Genomic DNA, 18,661 nt, shown 5'->3' on the forward strand with positions numbered 1-18,661 from the left:
GGATGTATGAACATGAAAATAGAGTTGAAAGGTAAAACTAAGCATGAATGAGATAAACGACAACAAAAAAGCTATGTCCGAGGATGTGAAACAGGCGCTGATAAGGTTTAACAAGGACAACATCTATGTCCAGAACCTGAAGATAGAGCTGGTCGATATGAGCCTTGGATATGTGAAGGGCAAGATGATGGTCACAGAGGATGTCCTTAATCCATATGGTTCTGTGCATGGTGGATGCCTGTACTCACTTGCGGATATAGTGAGCGGAATCGCAGCATGTACCTACGGAAAGTTTTCTTCAACTATAGATGGAACCATGACATATATAGCTCCGGCTATGAACACGGAGTATCTCATCTGTGAGGGAATCGAGATCCGCCAGGGCAAGAAGGTGTCACTGTACGAGGCAAATATTTACGATGACAAGGGACAGCTTGTTGACAAGGCAAGGTTCTCATTCTACATGATGAACCGTTCTGTTGTGGAATAGATGGGAGATGTAAGGCAAGGTGAAATATACAAATGTTATCTCAGGCAAGTTCGTAGACAGACCAAACAGGTTCACAGCCCATGTGGAGATAGACGGAGTTACAGAGACCGTGCACGTAAAGAACACGGGGAGGCTTATCAGTTTGCTGATACCGGGGAACACGGTCAGCCTTGAGAAGTCTGCAAATCCAAACCGCAAGACGAAATACGATCTCATAGCGGTGGAAGATCCAAAGCTTGGCTGGGTGAATGTGGACAGTCAGGTGCCGAATAAGGTGGTTTTGGAATGGCTTAAAACTAAGGATTATGACTTTATAAAGCCGGAGTATGTATACGGGGATTCAAGGATTGATTTCTATATGGAAAAGGATGGCACGAAGTATCTCATGGAGGTCAAGGGCTGCACTCAGGAGATCGGTGGTATAGGATATTTCCCGGATGCACCCACCGACAGGGGAGTCAGGCATTTGCGGGAGCTGATGAAGGCGGTCTCCGAGGAATATAAATGTTATGTGGCATTTGTCATTCCGATGACGGGGATAACTGAGGTCAGGCCAAATGCGGAAATACACAGGGAGTTCGCGGAGACTTTCTATGAGGCGAAGGCGGTTGGCGTGGAGGTGTTAAATCTCACGTGCCGGGTTACACGGGATGAGCTTGAGATAGTGGATAAGTGAGATAGGTGAAAATTATAAGGGTAAATGATAAGCAAATATACGTTTGACATGCAAGCGGCTAAATGCTAGTATAATATCAAAAGGTGCTACCGATAGACGGTTAGCCTTGATATATGAATGGTATAAAATAACCGCTCACAGTTTACCAGGCTGGGCGGTTATTTTTTTGTCTTATTCTTGCTCCTAGAGCCAACGGCATAACCAAGATTAAAGCAAGTAAGACATAAGCTGATGATGGCTATAAAAAGATCCGTTGTAAGCATAAGCAAAAACCTCCGTGATAGATTTCCATAAATGGATTTTCTATGTAAACACAGGCTACAAACTCCTGTGGTGAAGGTTAACCGCCTACCGAATAGGGTAGCACCAAATATATTATAACAAACATATGTTCGATACACAATACTGAATATACATGAGAATGAAAAATGGGCTCGGCAAACACCTGTTACGATAAGTAACAGCATTGTCATAGTGCGTATATGGACTATCAAGGGTTATGATAATAAGCTTGAAAAAAACAGGAGTAATATGGTGATATTGCTAAGATTGAGGAGATAAGTTATGGCGTTTGATTTTAAGAAAGAATATAAAGAGTTTTATTTGCCGAAAAATAAGCCACAGATCGTAACGATTCCAAAGGCGAATTACATAGCGGTAAGGGGCAAGGGCGACCCGAATGAAGAGGGCGGAGAATATAAAGCTGCGATTGGCGTTTTATATGCTGTTGCGTACACTCTCAAGATGAGTTATAAGACTGATTACAAAATAGAGGGATTTTTTGAATATGTTGTCCCACCGCTTGAAGGCTTTTGGTGGCAGGATAATGTTGAAGGTGTGGATTATACTGACAAATCTGCATTTAACTGGATTTCTGTTATTCGTCTTCCTGATTTTGTAACAAAGAAGGATTTTGACTGGGCGGTTGAGACTGCGTCAAGGAAGAAAAAGATGGATTGTACCAATGCAGAATTTCTGAGTATTGATGAAGGTTTGTGTGTTCAGATCATGCATATAGGAGCATTTGATAATGAACCTGAGACAGTAGCAGTGATGGATAAATATTTGGAAGAAAACGGGTATGTAAATGATTTTACTGATGAAAGACATCATCACGAAATCTATCTATCAGATCCAAGAAAAACTGCACCGGAAAAATGTAAAACTGTTATCAGACATCCGATAAAGAAGAGATCGTGATTCTATTTTAGAAAATAAAAAATAAGGGACTTTATGGATTACACAATAAGAAGATTAAAACAGGAAGAAACCGGGATATTAGATACATTTTTATATGAGGCAATATTTATTCCGGAGGGCGTGGAGGCACCTCCAAGGGACATTATCAATCAGCCGGAATTGCAAGTGTACGTTGACGACTTTGGAAACAGAGCGGGGGATATGGCATTTGTCGCAGAGGTAAATGATAAAGTTGTTGGAGCGGTGTGGGTTCGTATTATGGATGACTATGGGCATGTTGATGACGATACACCGTCTTTTGCAATCTCACTACTCAAAGAATACAGGAATTACGGCATTGGAACGGAGCTGATGAAAAGGATGCTGGCGGAGATGAAAAACTGTGGATATAAGAGCGGTTCACTGTCTGTGCAAAAGCAGAACTATGCAGTCGGAATGTACAAAAAAGTTGGATTCCAGATCGTGGACGAGAATGATGAGGAATATATAATGATTTGCAGGCTGTCGTAGATGGTAAGTGATTTAGAAGATATAAGTAGCTTTGATGAGAAATATGTGACAAAAATAGATGGAATTATTTCAAGACATAATTGTCAGGTGGAAAAAACGCCATTTAGAAGTAAAGAAAATATTAGTGCTGGATTTGTTGTGGTGCCATTGCTTATGACAGTGGTATGTTCAATTGCGTTGATAATAAATGCAAGGGGATATGTATGGAACATTCAGAGCAAATAGCTTATTTTGCCTAGTCTACGAAGCGTAGAACCCGCATAGATTCACCATATTCTACGCCTCGTGGGTGTGATTGGCAATAAAATGGGGAGATAATTGAGCCAGAAAGGAGGAAAGCAGATGAACCAGATTAAAATTGGGCGATTCATCGCTGATGAGAGAAAGAGAAAGGGATATACTCAAAAACAGCTTTCTGAAAAACTTGGAATCAGCGATAAAACAATTTCAAAATGGGAACGAGGAAATGGTTTTCCGGAAGTTTCATTACTGTTGCCGTTATGTGATGAATTAGAGATAACAGTGAATGAATTACTGTCTGGCGAAAGAGTATCTGAGGAGGATTATAGAAAGAAAGCGGAGGTTAATATGGTGAATTTAGTTAGAGAGGCACAGGAAAGCAAAAAGAAAATTATTTTGTCTGCAATGGTCGCGGCACTTACGATAGTTGCGGCATTTCCATTGTTTTTATTGTCAGAAATTCTGGAGATGGAGAATTGGCTGAGGGTTCTGCTTATCGCAATAGGTTTAGTAGTGATCTGTGGCGGAATTGTTATTGCGTGTATTCTTGATAGAGATGCAGGAGCATTTGAATGTCCTGATTGCAATACCAGGTTTGTCCCTGATATGAAGTCATATGTAATGGGAGCACATACATTAACAAAGCGTAAATTAGTTTGTCCTCATTGTGGTGCACATAGATATTGCAAAAAGGTGCTTACAAAATAGATTCAAGGAGAGGTCACGGAGATAAAAAAGATTGATGAAGAATTTTCAGTGTGTCAGGTGGAAGCTTATACATATGCGAATCTCGATTCTGAGTATTGTTTTCTAGGAAAAACTGATGAGGAAAAGTCTCTGGTATGCCCGGTGAGTGAAGTGCCGGCAAATGTGATAAAGCGTGATGATGGCTGGAGAGCCTTCCGCATTCAGGGAGTACTGGAGTTTTCTTTGATCGGGATTCTGGCTAAGATCGCATCTGTTCTGGCGGATAACGGAATTTCGATATTTGCAGTATCCACATATAATACGGATTATGTTATGGTGAAGAAGGAGAATTTTCAAGATGCACTTGAAGTTCTGGCGGCAGCAGGGTATGAAATTGTGGATTGAGAGTTGATAAACCGAAACTTAAAACCGGGATGAGAATCAGGGAGATACTATTATGAATATTCCTCACAATAGTTTAATGGAGAAAATCAAAGAACTTGTGCGCTTATGCGAACAGATTGCATCTGATTATGGTGACGATGCTTCATGGTTCAAACAACCTGCATCAGATGAAATGATTTCTAATTGGGAAAATAAACACAATGTTTTTATTCCTGAAACATATAAAGAATGGTTAAGTTTCACGAATGAAGCACAAATTAGAAACTCATTGGCACATTTTTATGGGCCGGACAAGTTTGTTATGAACTCTGGAGACTTACCAGAAGACTTGATTGTAATTGCAGATTTAATAGGTGATGGTGAACAATTATGTTTTTCAAAAATAACAAGGAATTTTGTTTGGGTTGACCATGGTGAGTTAGAAATAATAGATGATTTTGGTGCTGTTTTAAGTGAAATAATTAGAATGCTTAAGCCCAAAAGCTGCTTATCTCCTAAAATGGAAGAATTATTAATAAATATGGTTAAAAAAAATAATTGCTAGGATAAAAAGAAATGTATATGGATTATGATTTATTACAAAAAATATACAATATCAAGTCATTTGTAGGATATACAGATGAGGAGATGTATTGTTACAAGCAAGGAAGAATGCTAAAACGGCAGTTAATCTCACTATGGTATATGCCTATTATGAAATTGGCAGAATAATCGTAGAGGAAGAACAGCGCGGAGAACGGAGAGCAGCATATGGACAGCAACTCTTGAAGGGATTATCTGATTATTTAACACAGAATTTTGGAAAAGGATTTTCTGTTGGAAATTTAAAAAATATTCGTCAATTTTATAAGGTTTATTCTGCGGATCAAATTGGCGAAACAGTGTTTAGCCAATTCAAGGATCTTCCATCGATTAACACGGGAAGAAAATTTTACTTGGTACTGATAAAGATAAGATTCAGAGACTATCTGTGGAGGGACAGATAATAGAGAAATCTTCTGATTTGGTTAAAGATCCTTATGTTTTAGAATTTCTGGGGCTGGAGGATAAAAGTGAGTATTCAGAGAATGAACTGGAAACGAGGTTGATCAATAATCTGCAGTCATTTCTTCTAGAGTTGGGCACCGGATATACTTTTGTAGCCAGACAGAAAAGATTTACTTTTAATGAAGAACATTTCAGGGTAGATTTAGTGTTTTATAATAGAATGTTACGATGCTTTGTTCTTTTTGATTTAAAGATAGGTTCGCTGAAACACCAAGATTTAGGACAGATGCAGATGTATGTGAATTACTATGATCGTTATGAAAAGCAGGAGGATGAAAATCCTACTATAGGAGTTCTACTTTGCCAAGACAAGGACGATTCTATGGTGGAATTGACTCTTCCAAAGGATTCAAATATATTTGCGTCGAAGTATCAGCTTTATTTACCAGATAAAAAGCTACTACAGGATAAACTGGGCGAATGGGTAAAAGAATGTGATGCAGATAAATGCACAAAATAGAAACGAGATTCAAAAGGAGCAGATTATGGTAGAGATACTATTTGGAGATAGTTCGGCAGGTTCCATGAAAGCGGCAAAATGCGAGAATGTGGAATATAAGAATGGTCAGCCACAGTGGATACAGGGTTCTCCTGACGAGGTGATCTGCCTTGGCTTCATTCTGGACATGGGCTACATAGGAGAGGCTGTGGATAGCCAGTACCGCAGGGACTTTATCTACTCAATGTATGCCCAGAACCAGTGGGAGCAGGACGAGGAATATGAAAATGAGATCAGGCAGCTTGGCGATGTGTATGCTGGGGAGCTTGCAAGGCTTATAAGATTTCTTGAAAATGGCGAGTCGGTAAGAATATGGTACAGCGACGCTCCGTATTCAAGGTGTGGATTTTACCATGTATGCAGCATACTGAAGGACTATCCAAATGAAGTGTCTGTTGTCACTCAGCCAGAGCATGTTGTGAAGAAAAATGTCATAGTGACATATCATAGCTGGAGCGAAGTGGCAGCGGAGGAATTTGCCGGATTTCTCGGAAATGAGAGTAAACTCACATCAAATGAGATAAGAATGTATGCGGAGATGTGGGGCGAGCTTGTACTTGAAAATGCTTCGCTTAGGGCTGTGGTAAATGGAACAGTGCTCAGTGTGTCAGAGGATTTCTATGATTTTATCATTTGGAACAGGCTGACGGACAAGCCGGTTAAGGAGTGCAGGTTGATCGGTGACATTCTGGGACAGGTTCCGATCGGAGTCGGTGACTGGTGGTATGCGGCGAGGATAGAACATTTCATAAGGCAGGGCAGGATAAAGGTTGTTGAGGATTCGGAGAATAAGTATGCACGTTTGATAAAAAGGTGTGAAACATAAAACCAACACATAAAAATTTTGCTATGTTAAAAAGGCTAATGTATTGCAATTAGAAATACATTGTAGTACACTCAAGCTGAGAGGTGGTGTTATTATGGCAACTAAAACAGCTAACGTTACAGCTAGAATACAACCGGATATTAAGGAATCTGCGGAGGCGATTTTAGAAAAATTAGGAATTCCAGTATCTGTATTTATTGATATGACCTATAGACAGGTCATTTCTGCCAATGGTATCCCTTTTGAATTGAAGGTTTCAAGAGAAATTGAAACAAGAGATACTATGACTGATACAAGGTTTGATACATTGATGCAAAAAGGACTTGAACAAGCGAGGACAGATGATTCAAGACCAGCTAAAGATGTTTTTGCTGATTTGAGAAAGAGAGTATAACATTTGGTAAATACTTATGAGGTTAAGATTACGCAACAAGCACAGGAACAGATGGAAGAGATAGTTGATTATGTTTCTCGTGAATTGTTTGCGCCAGAGGCTGCAAAAAGTCTTTTGAACAAATTAGAAAATACAATAATGTCATTATCTGTATTCCCGGAGAAACACAAATTGACTGATGAGGAACCATGGAGATCAGATGGTATACGAAAAGTAAGTGTTAGTAATTTCTTGGTGTACTATTGGATAAATAAAGTAGAGAGTAGAGTATATGTTACAGCCGTGATATATGATAGAAGAGATCAGTTAGAACAATTAAAGACCATGAAGATACAGTTTGGAGATCCATAATCCTTTTTCTAATCAGGTTATGGATTCCTTTCTTGTGACAATAGTGTTGGCCGGATGATGTTCAAATATATAGTGGCTTTTCCTCTCGGACCATGTTAGAATTACATGTATATGCAAATAAATGTGGAAGGAAAGATTACGGGGATTAGTTCCAGGTAAACTATGGTGAAAGTATATGGAAGATATGAAGAATGGTAAGCGAAGTTCATTTTCGGGCAAGCTGGGGTACGTGCTGGCGGCGGCAGGTGCATCGGTGGGACTTGGAAATATATGGAGATTCCCTTATCTTGCGGCAAAGTACGGCGGAGGGATTTTTCTCATAATATACATCGTGCTTGCACTTACATTTGGTTATACTATGATAGTTGCGGAGACTGCGATCGGACGAATGACAAGAAAGAGTCCGGTTGGAGCATTCAAATCATTTGGAAAGAAGAAATGGCTGTCGTTCGGCGGCTGGATAAATGCCGTTATACCTGTGCTTATAGTGCCGTACTATTCGGTTATCGGCGGCTGGGTCATCAAATACCTGGTGGAGTATTTCAGAGGAAACGCAAAGCTGCTGGCTGAGGATGGATATTTCACCGATTTCATATCAAATGGTGTGTCAACGGAGCTGTGTTTTGTGGCATTTTGTGCATTCACACTTATCATTATATTTGCTGGTGTGCAGAATGGGATAGAGAGGGTATCCAAGATCATGATGCCTATACTGATCGTTCTGTCAGTCATCATTGCGGTATATTCTGTGACAAGACCGGGCGCACTTGCGGGAGTAAAATACTTCCTTGTGCCAAATGTGAAGAACTTCTCGTGGATGACAGTGGTTGCTGCCATGGGACAGATGTTCTACTCGCTTTCCATTGCCATGGGAATACTCATAACGTTTGGCTCTTACATGAAGAAAGATACGGCGATAGAGGATTCGACCAGAAATGTAGAGATATTCGATACAGGTATAGCGATCATGGCGGGACTTATGATAATCCCGGCGGTATTTGCATTCTCTGGAGGAGATCCGAATACACTTCAGGCCGGACCATCACTGATGTTTATCACTATTCCAAAGGTATTCCAGAACATGGGATTTGGAACTGTCATAGGAATCGTGTTCTTCCTGCTCGTACTATTTGCTGCTGTCACAAGCTCCATAGCACTTACTGAGAGTGCAGTGTCGACATTTGAGGATGAACTTGGATGGGGAAGAAAGAAGGCAACGGTGCTTGTGGGAGTTATCATGCTTGCACTTGGAAGTCTGTCATCCCTGGGATATGGCCCGCTGGCAGGAATCAAGATCATAGGTATGCAGTTCCTTGACCTGTTCGACTTCCTCACCAATTCGGTGATGATGCCTATAGCGGCATTCCTCACAAGTTTGTTTGTGTCAAGGGTAGTTGGAATAGATAAGATAGAGGAGGAGATAATTCACGGCGAGAGTGCCTTCAGAAGAAAGAAGGTATTTGTAGTCATGATCAAATATCTCTGTCCTGTATTTGCCATCATTATCCTGCTCAGCTCTGTTGCAAATGCACTTGGCTGGATAAAGATGTAGAATTATTATAAAAGGGAATGAGGTTCTCCCTTGGAAGCCCCGGAAGGGCAACCTAAACTGCTGATATAGCTGATGACTTCTACGATTATTTTTGTCGCAGAAAGCATCAGCTTTTTTATGCCTAACTCTTTTCAATCACTGATGCGTCTGCTAAATTTAAGGAGGTATTGTTTATCATGTTGACATCACTTGCACTCATTTTCATAGTCGGATTGGCGATGGGCGCCATCTGCCAGAGACTTAAGCTGCCGCGCATCATAGGAATGCTGGCAACGGGAATCGTTCTTGGCCCGTATATGCTGGATTTCCTTGATCCGTCCATATTGTGCATATCTGCTGATCTCAGAAAGATAGCGCTTATCATCATACTCATCAAGGCGGGACTGTCCCTTGACCTTAAGGATCTGAAGAAAGCAGGACGCTCGGCCGTGCTGCTCTCATTTGTCCCGGCGTCATTCGAGATCATCGGATATATACTGTGCGCACCTGTTATACTTGGAATAAACCGCACAGAGGCAGCTGTCATGGGCGCGGTGCTAGGTGCGGTATCACCGGCGGTCGTTGTTCCGAGAATGGTGAATCTCATAGAGAAAAAGTACGGAACTGACAAGGCGATTCCGCAGATGATACTTGCGGGGGCGTCATGCGACGATATATTTGTCATAGTGCTTTTTACCACATTTCTCAGCATGGCGCAGGGAGGAAGTGCCCGTGTTATGGATTTTGTGAACATTCCAATATCCATCGTGCTTGGAATACTGCTTGGAGTTGCTGTTGGATATGGGCTCTATCTGTTCTTTGAGACATCATATGCAAGGAAACACTGCGTGAGAAACAGCATGAAGGTCATCATCGTGCTGGGATTTGCCTTCCTGCTTATAGCAATAGAGGGATGGCTTGAGGGAAAGGTGTCGGTGTCGGGACTTCTTGCGGTGGTGGCTATGGCATGTGTCCTGAAACTCAAATGTCCAGAGTCGGTGTCGGGAAGACTCTCACAGAAATTTGGAAAGCTGTGGCTTGCGGCGGAGGTCATATTATTCGTGCTTGTGGGTGCGGCTTTGGATATTAGATACACCCTGGCAGCAGGTCTTCCGGCACTCCTTATGATATTTGTCGCACTGGCATTTAGAACGGTTGGTGTTCTGATCTGCGTGGCACATACATCACTTACATGGAAGGAAAGGCTGTTCTGTGTCATCGCGTATCTTCCAAAGGCTACAGTTCAGGCAGCCATCGGATCAGTTCCGCTTGCGGCAGGGCTGGCATGTGGTAATATAGTATTGTCGGTTGCCGTGCTGGCGATCGTGGTGACTGCGCCGCTTGGAGCGATAGGAATAGATGGAACGTACAAGCATTTGCTTGGTGAGGATAAGTGATGTTTTGCGTTCGGTAGATATAGGAGACAAGTATGAATAATAAGATAAAGAACATTATATTTGACATGAACGGCACCATGATATTTGACGGAAAGTATCATGAGATAGCATGGAAGGATTATGCGGAGAAGCTTGCTGGCAGACAGATGAGCACGGAGGAGTTTCAGCATCATGTGCTGGGGCACACGAACAAGGATATTCTGGAATACCTCATGGGAAATGGTACGCTCACCGAGGAGAGGATACTTGAACTTACCGAGGAGAAAGAGGCTATGTACAGAGAGATGTACATGGAAGATACTGCAAACTTCAAGCTGGTGGACGGCCTGGCGGCATACCTTGATAAACTTAAGGAACAGGGGATAAATATGAACATAGCCACAGGGTCAAATATGACAAATCTCGCATTCTATTTTAAAGAGTTTGATCTTGGAAGGTGGTTTGACATAACGATGTGCGCATATGACGATGGAACCATGAATGCTAAGCCGGCTCCTGATATGTATATCCGGGCCATGGGGCGCATCGGAGCAGTGCCGGAAGAAACCATGGTCATAGAGGATGGCCCGTCGGGAATCCGGGCAGCGGCGGCAGCCGGAGCAGGATATATAGTGGGAATCTATGGTGACTCATCAAGAGAACTGCTCGAAGAGACAGGGCTGTGCGATGAACTGATTCCGGATTATAGAAATAAGTGATAAGAATAGGGCGTGTTCAAATGGAAGAACATGCTCTATTTTACTATGATATATGGGTGCGGGGATGATTCCTACAACAACTCCATAAGTTTATTTGCAGCAACGCTCATACCACGGCGCCTGTCACTGATGATACACATGTGACGCTTTGGTATGGGCTTTTTAAATTGCAGGCGGAACAGGTCGCCGCGGTCTATATAGCTCTGGGCGAAGTCTGCCATGATGGAGCCGACGCCGAGATTTCTCATGACGAACTGGGCGATCATATCGCTGGTCGACAGCTCGAATTCGGGCTGCAGAGTCACGCCCTCATGGCTCAGGAATGTGTCGACATATGCGCGTGTGCTTGTGTCGTGTTCCAGACAAATGATCGGAAGCTCGTCAAGCTCGTGGTAATCCAGAGTTTTGCCCTGAAGATATGAGAACCTTGGTCCGGCGATGAAGATGTCCTCGATCTCCCTTGCCTGCCTGATCTCCATGTGAGGATCTGCAGGAAGAGGACTGGTGACGATACCGAAGTCTATGTTGCCTGATAGCAGATGATTTATCGTGCTGGGAGTCGGAGCATTTGTGACATGAACCTTGATCCCCGGATATAGCTGGTGGAAATGCTCCAGATATGGCAGGAGATAGAACTGCAGTGTCATATCGCTTGCACCTATACTTATCTCACCGGTCTCCATGTGGAGGAGCTGTGAGAGCTGCTGTTCACCCAGGGATATGGATTCGTATCCCGCTGCAACGTGGGAGTAGAGGAGCTCTCCGGCATTTGTCAGTGAGACGCCTTTCTTGGTTCGGATGAACAGTTCTATGCCGATCGCCTGCTCCAGAGCTTTGATCGCCTGACTTACGGCTGGCTGGGATATACACAGCTCCCTGGCAGCAGCGGATATGCTGGATGCTTTGGCAACATGGTAGAAGATCTTGTAATATTCGAAATTTATGTTCATTTATAATTTCCTCCAGATTCAATAGAGATCATTTAATATGTGTGTGTCAACAATATGTTTTATTGCAAAATAATTCAGGACTTTTTACCGTTCTATAATGGTACGATTGAAATAATTTTGCTTAAAAAATTATGCATATATAATATAAGTAAAATGGTGTTTGAGGTGGACAAAATCCATTATATTTACAGTTTATGTTGGTTTCCGCAAAATGTAAAGATAAATATAAGATACACTTATAATAAATATAAATAATATTGATTTTACTTATGACATTATAGTGTTATAATGAGAAGGTATTGTGAGTGATCTGCTTATAAATATTATGTATAGGCAGAAACATTTGAACAGCCACAATACGGATATCAGAAAATATTTCAAAATGCTGCGAAAGCGAGGAAAAGTATTATGGTAAGAGCGGTTGTAGGAGCCAATTGGGGCGATGAAGGAAAAGGTAAGATCACAGACATGTTAGGCCAGGAGTCAGACATAATCGTAAGATTCCAGGGTGGTGCCAACGCAGGTCACACAATTGTCAATGACTATGGTAAATTTGCTTTACATACACTTCCATCAGGAGTGTTCTACAGTCACACAACAAGTATCATTGGAAACGGTGTTGCACTCAATATCCCTCTTCTTTTCAAGGAGATAAAGTCCATCACAGACAGAAATGTACCAATGCCTAAGATCCTTGTATCTGACAGAGCACAGATGGTTATGCCATACCACATTCTCTTCGACGAGTACGAGGAGGAGAGACTTGCAGGTAAGTCATTCGGATCAACAAAGTCAGGAATCGCTCCATTCTATTCAGATAAATATGCAAAGATCGGTTTCCAGGTAAGCGAGCTCTTTGATGAGGAAGCACTGAAGGAGAAGATCGAGAGAGTTATAGTACAGAAGAACGTTCTTCTTGAGAACCTGTATCACAAGCCACTCTTAAAGGTTGATGATATATTCAACACACTCATGGAGTACAAGGAGATGGTTGCTCCTTATGTATGCGACGTATCAGCATACCTCTATGAGGCGATCAAGGAGGGCAAGAACATCCTTCTTGAGGGTCAGCTTGGTTCACTGAAGGATCCGGATCACGGAATCTATCCTATGGTTACATCATCATCAACTCTGGCAGCTTACGGTGCCATCGGTGCAGGTATACCTCCATACGAGATCAAGCAGATCATCACTGTATGTAAGGCATACTCAAGCGCAGTAGGAGCAGGCGAGTTCGTAAGTGAGATATTTGGCGACGAGGCAGATGAGCTCAGACGCCGCGGCGGTGATGGCGGTGAGTTTGGTGCAACAACAGGAAGACCTAGAAGAATGGGCTGGTTCGACTGTGTGGCATCAAAGTATGGCTGCCGTATCCAGGGAACAACAGACGTTGCATTTACAGTACTTGATGTACTTGGATATCTCGATGAGATCCCAGTATGTGTAGGCTACAATATCGACGGTGAGGTTACAACAGACTTCCCAACAACATCAAAGCTCAAGAAAGCAAAGCCTGTATATGAGACACTCCCAGGCTGGAAGACAGATATCAGAGGAATCAAGAAGTACGAGGATCTCCCAGAGAACTGCAGAAAGTACATTGAGTTCGTTGAAGAGCATATCGGATTCCCAATCACCATGATCTCAAACGGTCCGGGAAGAAACGATATCATCTACAGAAATGCAAAGTAATTTGACCTGATTCACAGGGAAATTAAATAATAGAAAAAAAACAGGGACACTTTCCAGTAAGAGATTATTAGGGAGTGTTCCTTTTGTTGTTGTAAATAAGGACAAGTGGATTAATATTCAGTTTGGAGGAATAACATAATGTCAAAAGATGAGTATTTGATCACAGATGCACCGCTTAAAGCGCTGACAGTTTTTGCAATGCCTATGATCTTGGGCAGCTTTTTTCAACAAGTGTATAATATGGCTGATTCAATAATAGTTGGCCAGTATGTCGGATCATCTGCACTTGCGGCTGTTGGCGCATGTGCCGCTCTTACAAATGTATTCATTTGTGTGGCACTCGGTGCCGGCATAGGTGCGGGCGTGCTTGTGAGCCGCTATTTTGGAGCCAGGGATTATAGTAAAATGAAAACAATAGTATCAACATCGCTGATAAGTTTTATGGTTTTGAGTATACTTTTGGGTGTATTTGGTCTTATCTTTTCACGTTCGATGATGACGCTGCTTCAGACACCTGCTGACATACTGGATGAAGCGGTGTTGTATCTTCGTGTTTATTTTGCCGGATTTCCATTTTTGTTTATGTATAATATTCTTTCAACAATGTTCAATTCAATCGGTGAATCAAAGATACCGTTGGGTCTTTTGATATTTTCTTCTGTCTTGAATATTGTTATGGATCTTTGGATGGTGGCAGGCCTCGGCCTGGGCGTTTTCGGTGCAGCTCTTGCAACTCTTATTGCCCAGGGAATATCCGCAGTGTTTTCACTGCTGATTTTTCTTTGGCGTATGTGCCAATATAAAGGCCGTTTTGATTGGTTTGACAGGCACGAGTTACATTTCATGCTTAGAATTGCCGTACCATCGGTTCTTCAGCAGTCCACAGTGTCGATTGGTATGATGATCGTTCAGGCAGTTGTAAATCCATTCGGTACACAGGCACTTGCAGGTTACTCAGCAACGATGAGGGTAGAGAATGTTTTTTCACTGATATTTGTATCCATTGGAAATGCAGTTTCACCGTATGTTTCTCAGAATCTTGGCGCAAAGAAAATCAAACGTATCAAAAAAGGATATCGGGCTGCGTTGGTGTTGGATGTGTGCTTTGCGATCATCGCATTTATAGTCATTGAAACACTGCATACTCAGATTTCATCTTTATTCCTTGGCAAAGATGGAACCGCTTTGGCATATCAGGTGTCTGGGGGCTATATGAGATGGATTGGCTACTTTTTCATCTTCATGGGAATCAAGATGGCAACCGACGGGGTCCTTCGAGGACTTGGGATCATGCGCCCATTTCTCATTGCAAATATGGTCAACCTCGCGATTCGTCTGTCAGTTGCCCTGATTTGTGCGCCCCGTTTTGGTATCGAATTTGTCTGGCTTGCGGTGCCGGCGGGATGGCTTGCAAACTTCCTGATCTCTTATATGGCTCTCAGAAAGTCGTGGCCGGTTGATAAAACAATTGGCGAATGATCGGTTTGGTGCAAAGGGATGTCTGTTTTGCGAAGTTTTTTTCCAAAAAAATTGACACAGTATACTGACCGACATATAATCGTTCTAAAAAGTGTCTGCTGATTAATGAGAAAATTAAAATTTAAGCTAAATCAAACAATTCAATTTTGTCAGCACAAACAATAATTAACAGCGTTAAGGCGTATGGAAATTAAAAATCCATACGCCTTATTTTTTTCAAATCTGTGCCTGCGCGTGAGCGCTGGTACTCAAATAAATTTTCAAAGGAGGAGTTGCCATGCTGTTAAATGCCTTTGCAAGCGTGCTGTCAAGCAGCCAGAGCAGCGGAATGGAAGATACGACAGTCTACCCATTCTGGCTATCCCTAATCTGTTTTGCAATAGTACCGGCAACCATTGAGGAATACATTTTCCGGGGTGTGATACTCGGCGCTTATCTGAAAGTGGAGATGATGGCGGCGGTTCTGATTAGCAGCCTACTGCAAAGCATTTGATTTAAGATGGTATGGGTGATATAATCTGAAATGTAAATATTTTGCTTAACTATAGGGGATTGATGGGAATGCGATTGATTTATTGTTCTTGGATATTGATTTGATTACGACCAGCGGCGTAGATATAGGACAGTATATTCGGCATAGACTGAATAATTACAGCATGGAGATTGTGTTTATGTGTCTTCTGAGAAGGATAATGCAGAGCCGGAATGAGCAGCAGATAACGCCGAGTGTGGTTCTGATAATTGTGCCGATTATCAGTATATGGTCAACTGCGTAAATCAGGGAGACATTTCCTTACCACCAAAGATGATTCGTATAATCATTGCATGGGTTTACAGAGTGTACAGGATGTTTTGAATCAAAATAATGGTGAGATAGGAGGTATCGTACATCTGTTGTGTGCGAGAAAGAGAAATGGGAACATTGGAAGTGGACAAGAGTCTTAAAGCGGCGTTTAAGGAAACGCTGGAGCCGCATGGGTTCAAGAAAGTAAAGGGGAGGTATCCGCACTTTGTGAGGATGGCAACGCCCGAGATTATTCAAGTCATCAACTATCGGCTGGAGCAGGCGCTGTCGCCGCAGTTGGAGGAAAAACGGTTTGAAGTATACTGTGCGGTCGGCAGTATATACCGCCCGGAGATTAATCTGAACCGGTCTGTGTATGCCAGCATGGACTGGATACATACTACGATGCCTCATATGTACATGAAGGCAAAACGCAATGAAATAACGGTGTATGAGAATGAACAGCCGGGAGTTGACTATATCATCAAAAAGGGAGATGAAGCATCTCTTAGGGAACAGATTGCGTTTGCCATGACAGGCATAGAGCATTATATAATTCCGGCGTTTGACAAGGTGGTGGATTTAAAGACATGCGTGGATTATTTAGAGTTATATGATTTTAGTAATTTGTATATCAGCAGAAAAACTGAATGTAATGAGGATGTATTTATTTTGCCGGCAAAGTATCCGAATAAAGAATCCTATAGAGTGAAAGTGCAAAGTGATTATCAAGAGATAAAAATGGAATTAAAGCAAGACATTCTAGATAATAAAATTACGGAAGAAGAAGGAGAGCGGGAATTGATTTGGTATGAAAGGCGGTTTCGTGACAATATTGAAAGATATGGGAAATTTTTTGAATATGAAACTAAAAAAGAAGTTTCACAATTAAAGGCAGAGCGTGCAGAAAAAAATATAAATGCAATACGTGCGATGGGAGTCGAAGTGTAAAAAACTAAGGGAAAAAGGGAGTAAGCATATGAAATTAAAACAAATGACAAGAAGGATTATTGCTGTAGTGCTGTCAATATCAATGTTATTGACAGTGTTACCGACGAACTGCAGCGTAGCTTTCGCAGAAAGTGGAAATTTAGGAGAGACGATTCTTGCATCTTTGACAGATGAGATTTCAAGTATGGGCGAGGCATCAGCGGAAGCGCTTGCCGATTCGACCGCAGAAGCCAGCGTGCGGGCAGGGGATTGGAGAACGGCAATTTATGTAGACCGTTTGGCGTGGAATAAATTTCACATAGAGGTGCAGAAAGATATAGTTACAAAATATAAATCAAAGCCGTAAACGCAGGTAAGATAGTCACAATTCCGGCAGAGGACATGACGATAGGCAGCTGGTCGGGAACAGGGTATATGGTCATAGACCCTGAGACCGGAGCAGGGGCGTATATGATATCAGGCGGGCTGTGTGGGGGAAGCACGGCGGAAGCCATATATAGTATGTTTCTTGTCAGTCAACTATATTTTAGCGTAACATTAGAATCGCAAGTACAGGGAATAGTTTCAATGGCGGAAATACTCAGTTATGCAGTTTTGTTTGATGGCATGCTAGCAACGGCAGTTGCTTATGGTGGAATGAATCAAGCGATAATGAAATTAATGGGTTATAACTGGATTGATATGTTTAAGGATGGGTTTTTAGGAATTTTGGATGGATATTCAAAAATTGGTTCATAGGAGGGCTAATGAAACTTTTTGGGTTTGCATTTATTTTATGGATAATTGTATATGTCTATGGAATATATAAGCATGGAATAAAAGATGTAATACTTCAACATAAGGTATTTATTAATTGCTTATTACTAGTTGTGACTGTTATATTATTTGCATTCGGTTGTTATACAAATGTTATATACTCAAGCAAATGTAAAATAGGTGAACGAGTAGACGGGGTAATATCGTCGAGAGATTTTAGCCCAGGTTCAAGAAGTGCAGAATGGTATTATGAGTATGAAATAGATATTACAGATGAAGATACTCATGTGACAGCATATTCAAGTAAATATTATAAGTAAGGTGACATTGTAGCATGTTATGTAGCAATTTCCGATGTTCAAAAAGAACGTAAATCAATTATTGAGGTTAGTAATGAATGCAAAAAAGGAAATAGATTAATAACGGTTGCAGGTTATGTACTGATTTTTGAACTAGGAATTTGGTGTATTCAGAATAAATTTTAAAGGCAGTTAAAGTCAGGGTATAGTTTGTATTAAGCTGAGGAGAAAAAGTAAACAATAACCATAAACCACATTTCAAAGGGAGGAAGAAACAATGTTAAAGGGGAAAAATTTCTTATTGAAAAGAGTCATTTCGTGCGTCCTTGTATGCGCCATGATACTGGGGCTGATTCCGCAGTCCGTCTATGCGGCACCGTCTGAAGGCACAGACACTCAGAAGACTTATTCGTCAGACGGATTCACCATTACTTACAAGGAAGCAAGTGCATGGGACAATTATGTGAATGCGGAGATAACGCTTGCAAACGACACGGACAGTGCAAAGAGTCTGTGGGAGATTCAGTTTTCATATGACGGCGAGATAGACAGTATATGGAACGCTGATATAAAAAACCACGATGACGGCACGTATGTGCTTGAAGCAAAAACATACAACAGCACGATAGCTGCGGGGCAGTCCGTAACCCTTGGGTTTATGGCTCACGGAAGCAGTGCAAAACCTGCCATGCCGGAGAGCATAACATTTGCAGATGCTTCGGCTTCGGAGGATAAAAAGGACGAAGATACAGAAGGCGGGGATTCGGAGGGTACGATACACCGGAGGTCATAATTCCGG

At 41.8% G+C, this 18,661-nt stretch carries 23 protein-coding genes, 1 pseudogene and 1 riboswitch; of the genes and pseudogenes, 23 read left to right on the top strand and 1 reads right to left on the bottom strand.

Annotated features, from left to right (window positions below):
* Positions 1-43: 43 nt before the first annotated feature.
* The 15 genes and pseudogenes from DXD11_RS00375 (at position 44) to DXD11_RS00445 (ending at position 10,951) form a co-directional block, all read left to right on the top strand.
* Positions 44-490: a PaaI family thioesterase gene (locus DXD11_RS00375; RefSeq protein WP_015533260.1), complete on the top strand. Its 447-nt coding sequence runs from the start codon at positions 44-46 to the stop codon at positions 488-490.
* A gap of 19 nt (positions 491-509) precedes the next feature.
* Positions 510-1,166: a DNA/RNA nuclease SfsA gene (gene sfsA / locus DXD11_RS00380; RefSeq protein WP_118649307.1), complete on the top strand. Its 657-nt coding sequence runs from the start codon at positions 510-512 to the stop codon at positions 1,164-1,166.
* A 564-nt stretch (positions 1,167-1,730) separates the two neighbouring features.
* Positions 1,731-2,366: a GyrI-like domain-containing protein gene (locus tag DXD11_RS00385; RefSeq protein ID WP_118757545.1), complete on the top strand. Its 636-nt coding sequence runs from the start codon at positions 1,731-1,733 to the stop codon at positions 2,364-2,366.
* A gap of 33 nt (positions 2,367-2,399) precedes the next feature.
* Complete coding sequence (locus DXD11_RS00390; protein WP_118757546.1) at positions 2,400-2,876, top strand: GNAT family N-acetyltransferase; 477 nt, start codon at positions 2,400-2,402, stop codon at positions 2,874-2,876.
* Positions 2,877-3,101 carry a hypothetical protein gene (locus DXD11_RS14280; protein WP_199688717.1) on the top strand — a complete coding sequence of 75 codons (225 nt, stop codon included), beginning with the start codon at positions 2,877-2,879 and terminating at the stop codon, positions 3,099-3,101.
* Positions 3,102-3,218: 117 nt separating this feature from the next.
* Positions 3,219-3,824 carry a helix-turn-helix domain-containing protein gene (locus DXD11_RS00400; protein ID WP_118757547.1) on the top strand — a complete coding sequence of 202 codons (606 nt, stop codon included), beginning with the start codon at positions 3,219-3,221 and terminating at the stop codon, positions 3,822-3,824.
* A gap of 48 nt (positions 3,825-3,872) precedes the next feature.
* Positions 3,873-4,208, top strand: coding sequence for an ACT domain-containing protein (locus DXD11_RS00405; protein ID WP_243105787.1), 336 nt, complete (start codon positions 3,873-3,875; stop codon positions 4,206-4,208).
* A 52-nt stretch (positions 4,209-4,260) separates the two neighbouring features.
* On the top strand, positions 4,261-4,752 hold the full coding sequence (locus tag DXD11_RS00410; protein WP_118649304.1) for an SMI1/KNR4 family protein: 492 nt from the start codon (positions 4,261-4,263) through the stop codon (positions 4,750-4,752).
* Between the two features lie 88 nt (positions 4,753-4,840).
* A pseudogene (locus tag DXD11_RS14955) lies at positions 4,841-5,715 on the top strand (PDDEXK nuclease domain-containing protein).
* Between the two features lie 25 nt (positions 5,716-5,740).
* Positions 5,741-6,580, top strand: a complete 840-nt coding sequence (locus tag DXD11_RS00420) for a DUF3658 domain-containing protein (protein WP_243105788.1) — start codon at positions 5,741-5,743, stop codon at positions 6,578-6,580.
* 94 nt (positions 6,581-6,674) lie between these two features.
* Positions 6,675-6,974: a type II toxin-antitoxin system RelB/DinJ family antitoxin gene (locus tag DXD11_RS00425; RefSeq protein ID WP_118649302.1), complete on the top strand. Its 300-nt coding sequence runs from the start codon at positions 6,675-6,677 to the stop codon at positions 6,972-6,974.
* Between the two features lie 3 nt (positions 6,975-6,977).
* Entirely contained in the window at positions 6,978-7,325 is a 348-nt protein-coding gene (locus DXD11_RS00430; protein ID WP_243017659.1) for a type II toxin-antitoxin system RelE/ParE family toxin, read from the top strand.
* A 175-nt stretch (positions 7,326-7,500) separates the two neighbouring features.
* Positions 7,501-8,877, top strand: coding sequence for a sodium-dependent transporter (locus DXD11_RS00435; protein ID WP_118757550.1), 1,377 nt, complete (start codon positions 7,501-7,503; stop codon positions 8,875-8,877).
* Positions 8,878-8,881: 4 nt separating this feature from the next.
* A riboswitch (Fluoride riboswitch) is annotated at positions 8,882-8,966 on the top strand.
* 87 nt (positions 8,967-9,053) lie between these two features.
* Complete coding sequence (locus DXD11_RS00440) at positions 9,054-10,253, top strand: cation:proton antiporter (protein ID WP_118757551.1); 1,200 nt, start codon at positions 9,054-9,056, stop codon at positions 10,251-10,253.
* 32 nt (positions 10,254-10,285) lie between these two features.
* Positions 10,286-10,951: an HAD family hydrolase gene (locus DXD11_RS00445; protein WP_118757552.1), complete on the top strand. Its 666-nt coding sequence runs from the start codon at positions 10,286-10,288 to the stop codon at positions 10,949-10,951.
* 71 nt (positions 10,952-11,022) lie between these two features.
* Here DXD11_RS00445 and DXD11_RS00450 read toward each other — a convergent pair whose 3' ends face one another.
* Entirely contained in the window at positions 11,023-11,901 is an 879-nt protein-coding gene (locus DXD11_RS00450; RefSeq protein WP_117548592.1) for a LysR family transcriptional regulator, read from the bottom strand.
* A 408-nt stretch (positions 11,902-12,309) separates the two neighbouring features.
* On the opposite strand from DXD11_RS00450, the gene DXD11_RS00455 reads away from it, so the two are divergent.
* The 8 genes from DXD11_RS00455 to DXD11_RS00490 all read left to right on the top strand — a co-directional run bounded on the left by DXD11_RS00455 (position 12,310) and on the right by DXD11_RS00490 (position 18,655).
* Entirely contained in the window at positions 12,310-13,593 is a 1,284-nt protein-coding gene (locus DXD11_RS00455) for an adenylosuccinate synthase (RefSeq protein WP_117548593.1), read from the top strand.
* Positions 13,594-13,731: 138 nt separating this feature from the next.
* Positions 13,732-15,072 (top strand): MATE family efflux transporter, encoded by a 1,341-nt coding sequence (locus DXD11_RS00460; protein ID WP_118757553.1) that lies wholly within the window; start codon positions 13,732-13,734, stop codon positions 15,070-15,072.
* 277 nt (positions 15,073-15,349) lie between these two features.
* Positions 15,350-15,565 (top strand): CPBP family glutamic-type intramembrane protease, encoded by a 216-nt coding sequence (locus DXD11_RS00465; RefSeq protein ID WP_158579409.1) that lies wholly within the window; start codon positions 15,350-15,352, stop codon positions 15,563-15,565.
* Positions 15,566-15,985: 420 nt separating this feature from the next.
* Complete coding sequence (locus DXD11_RS00470) at positions 15,986-16,807, top strand: hypothetical protein (protein WP_118757554.1); 822 nt, start codon at positions 15,986-15,988, stop codon at positions 16,805-16,807.
* A 28-nt stretch (positions 16,808-16,835) separates the two neighbouring features.
* Complete coding sequence (locus DXD11_RS00475) at positions 16,836-17,153, top strand: hypothetical protein (protein WP_117875551.1); 318 nt, start codon at positions 16,836-16,838, stop codon at positions 17,151-17,153.
* A gap of 35 nt (positions 17,154-17,188) precedes the next feature.
* Positions 17,189-17,545, top strand: coding sequence for a hypothetical protein (locus DXD11_RS14285; protein WP_173795154.1), 357 nt, complete (start codon positions 17,189-17,191; stop codon positions 17,543-17,545).
* Positions 17,546-17,553: 8 nt separating this feature from the next.
* Positions 17,554-17,883, top strand: a complete 330-nt coding sequence (locus tag DXD11_RS00485) for a hypothetical protein (RefSeq protein WP_117875550.1) — start codon at positions 17,554-17,556, stop codon at positions 17,881-17,883.
* Positions 17,884-18,139: 256 nt separating this feature from the next.
* Positions 18,140-18,655 carry a cellulose binding domain-containing protein gene (locus tag DXD11_RS00490; protein ID WP_118757555.1) on the top strand — a complete coding sequence of 172 codons (516 nt, stop codon included), beginning with the start codon at positions 18,140-18,142 and terminating at the stop codon, positions 18,653-18,655.
* The last annotated feature ends 6 nt before the right edge of the window (positions 18,656-18,661 follow it).

This window comes from Coprococcus sp. TF11-13 (assembly GCF_003481085.1).
GTDB classification, from domain to species: Bacteria; Bacillota; Clostridia; order Lachnospirales; family Lachnospiraceae; genus Coprococcus; species Coprococcus aceti.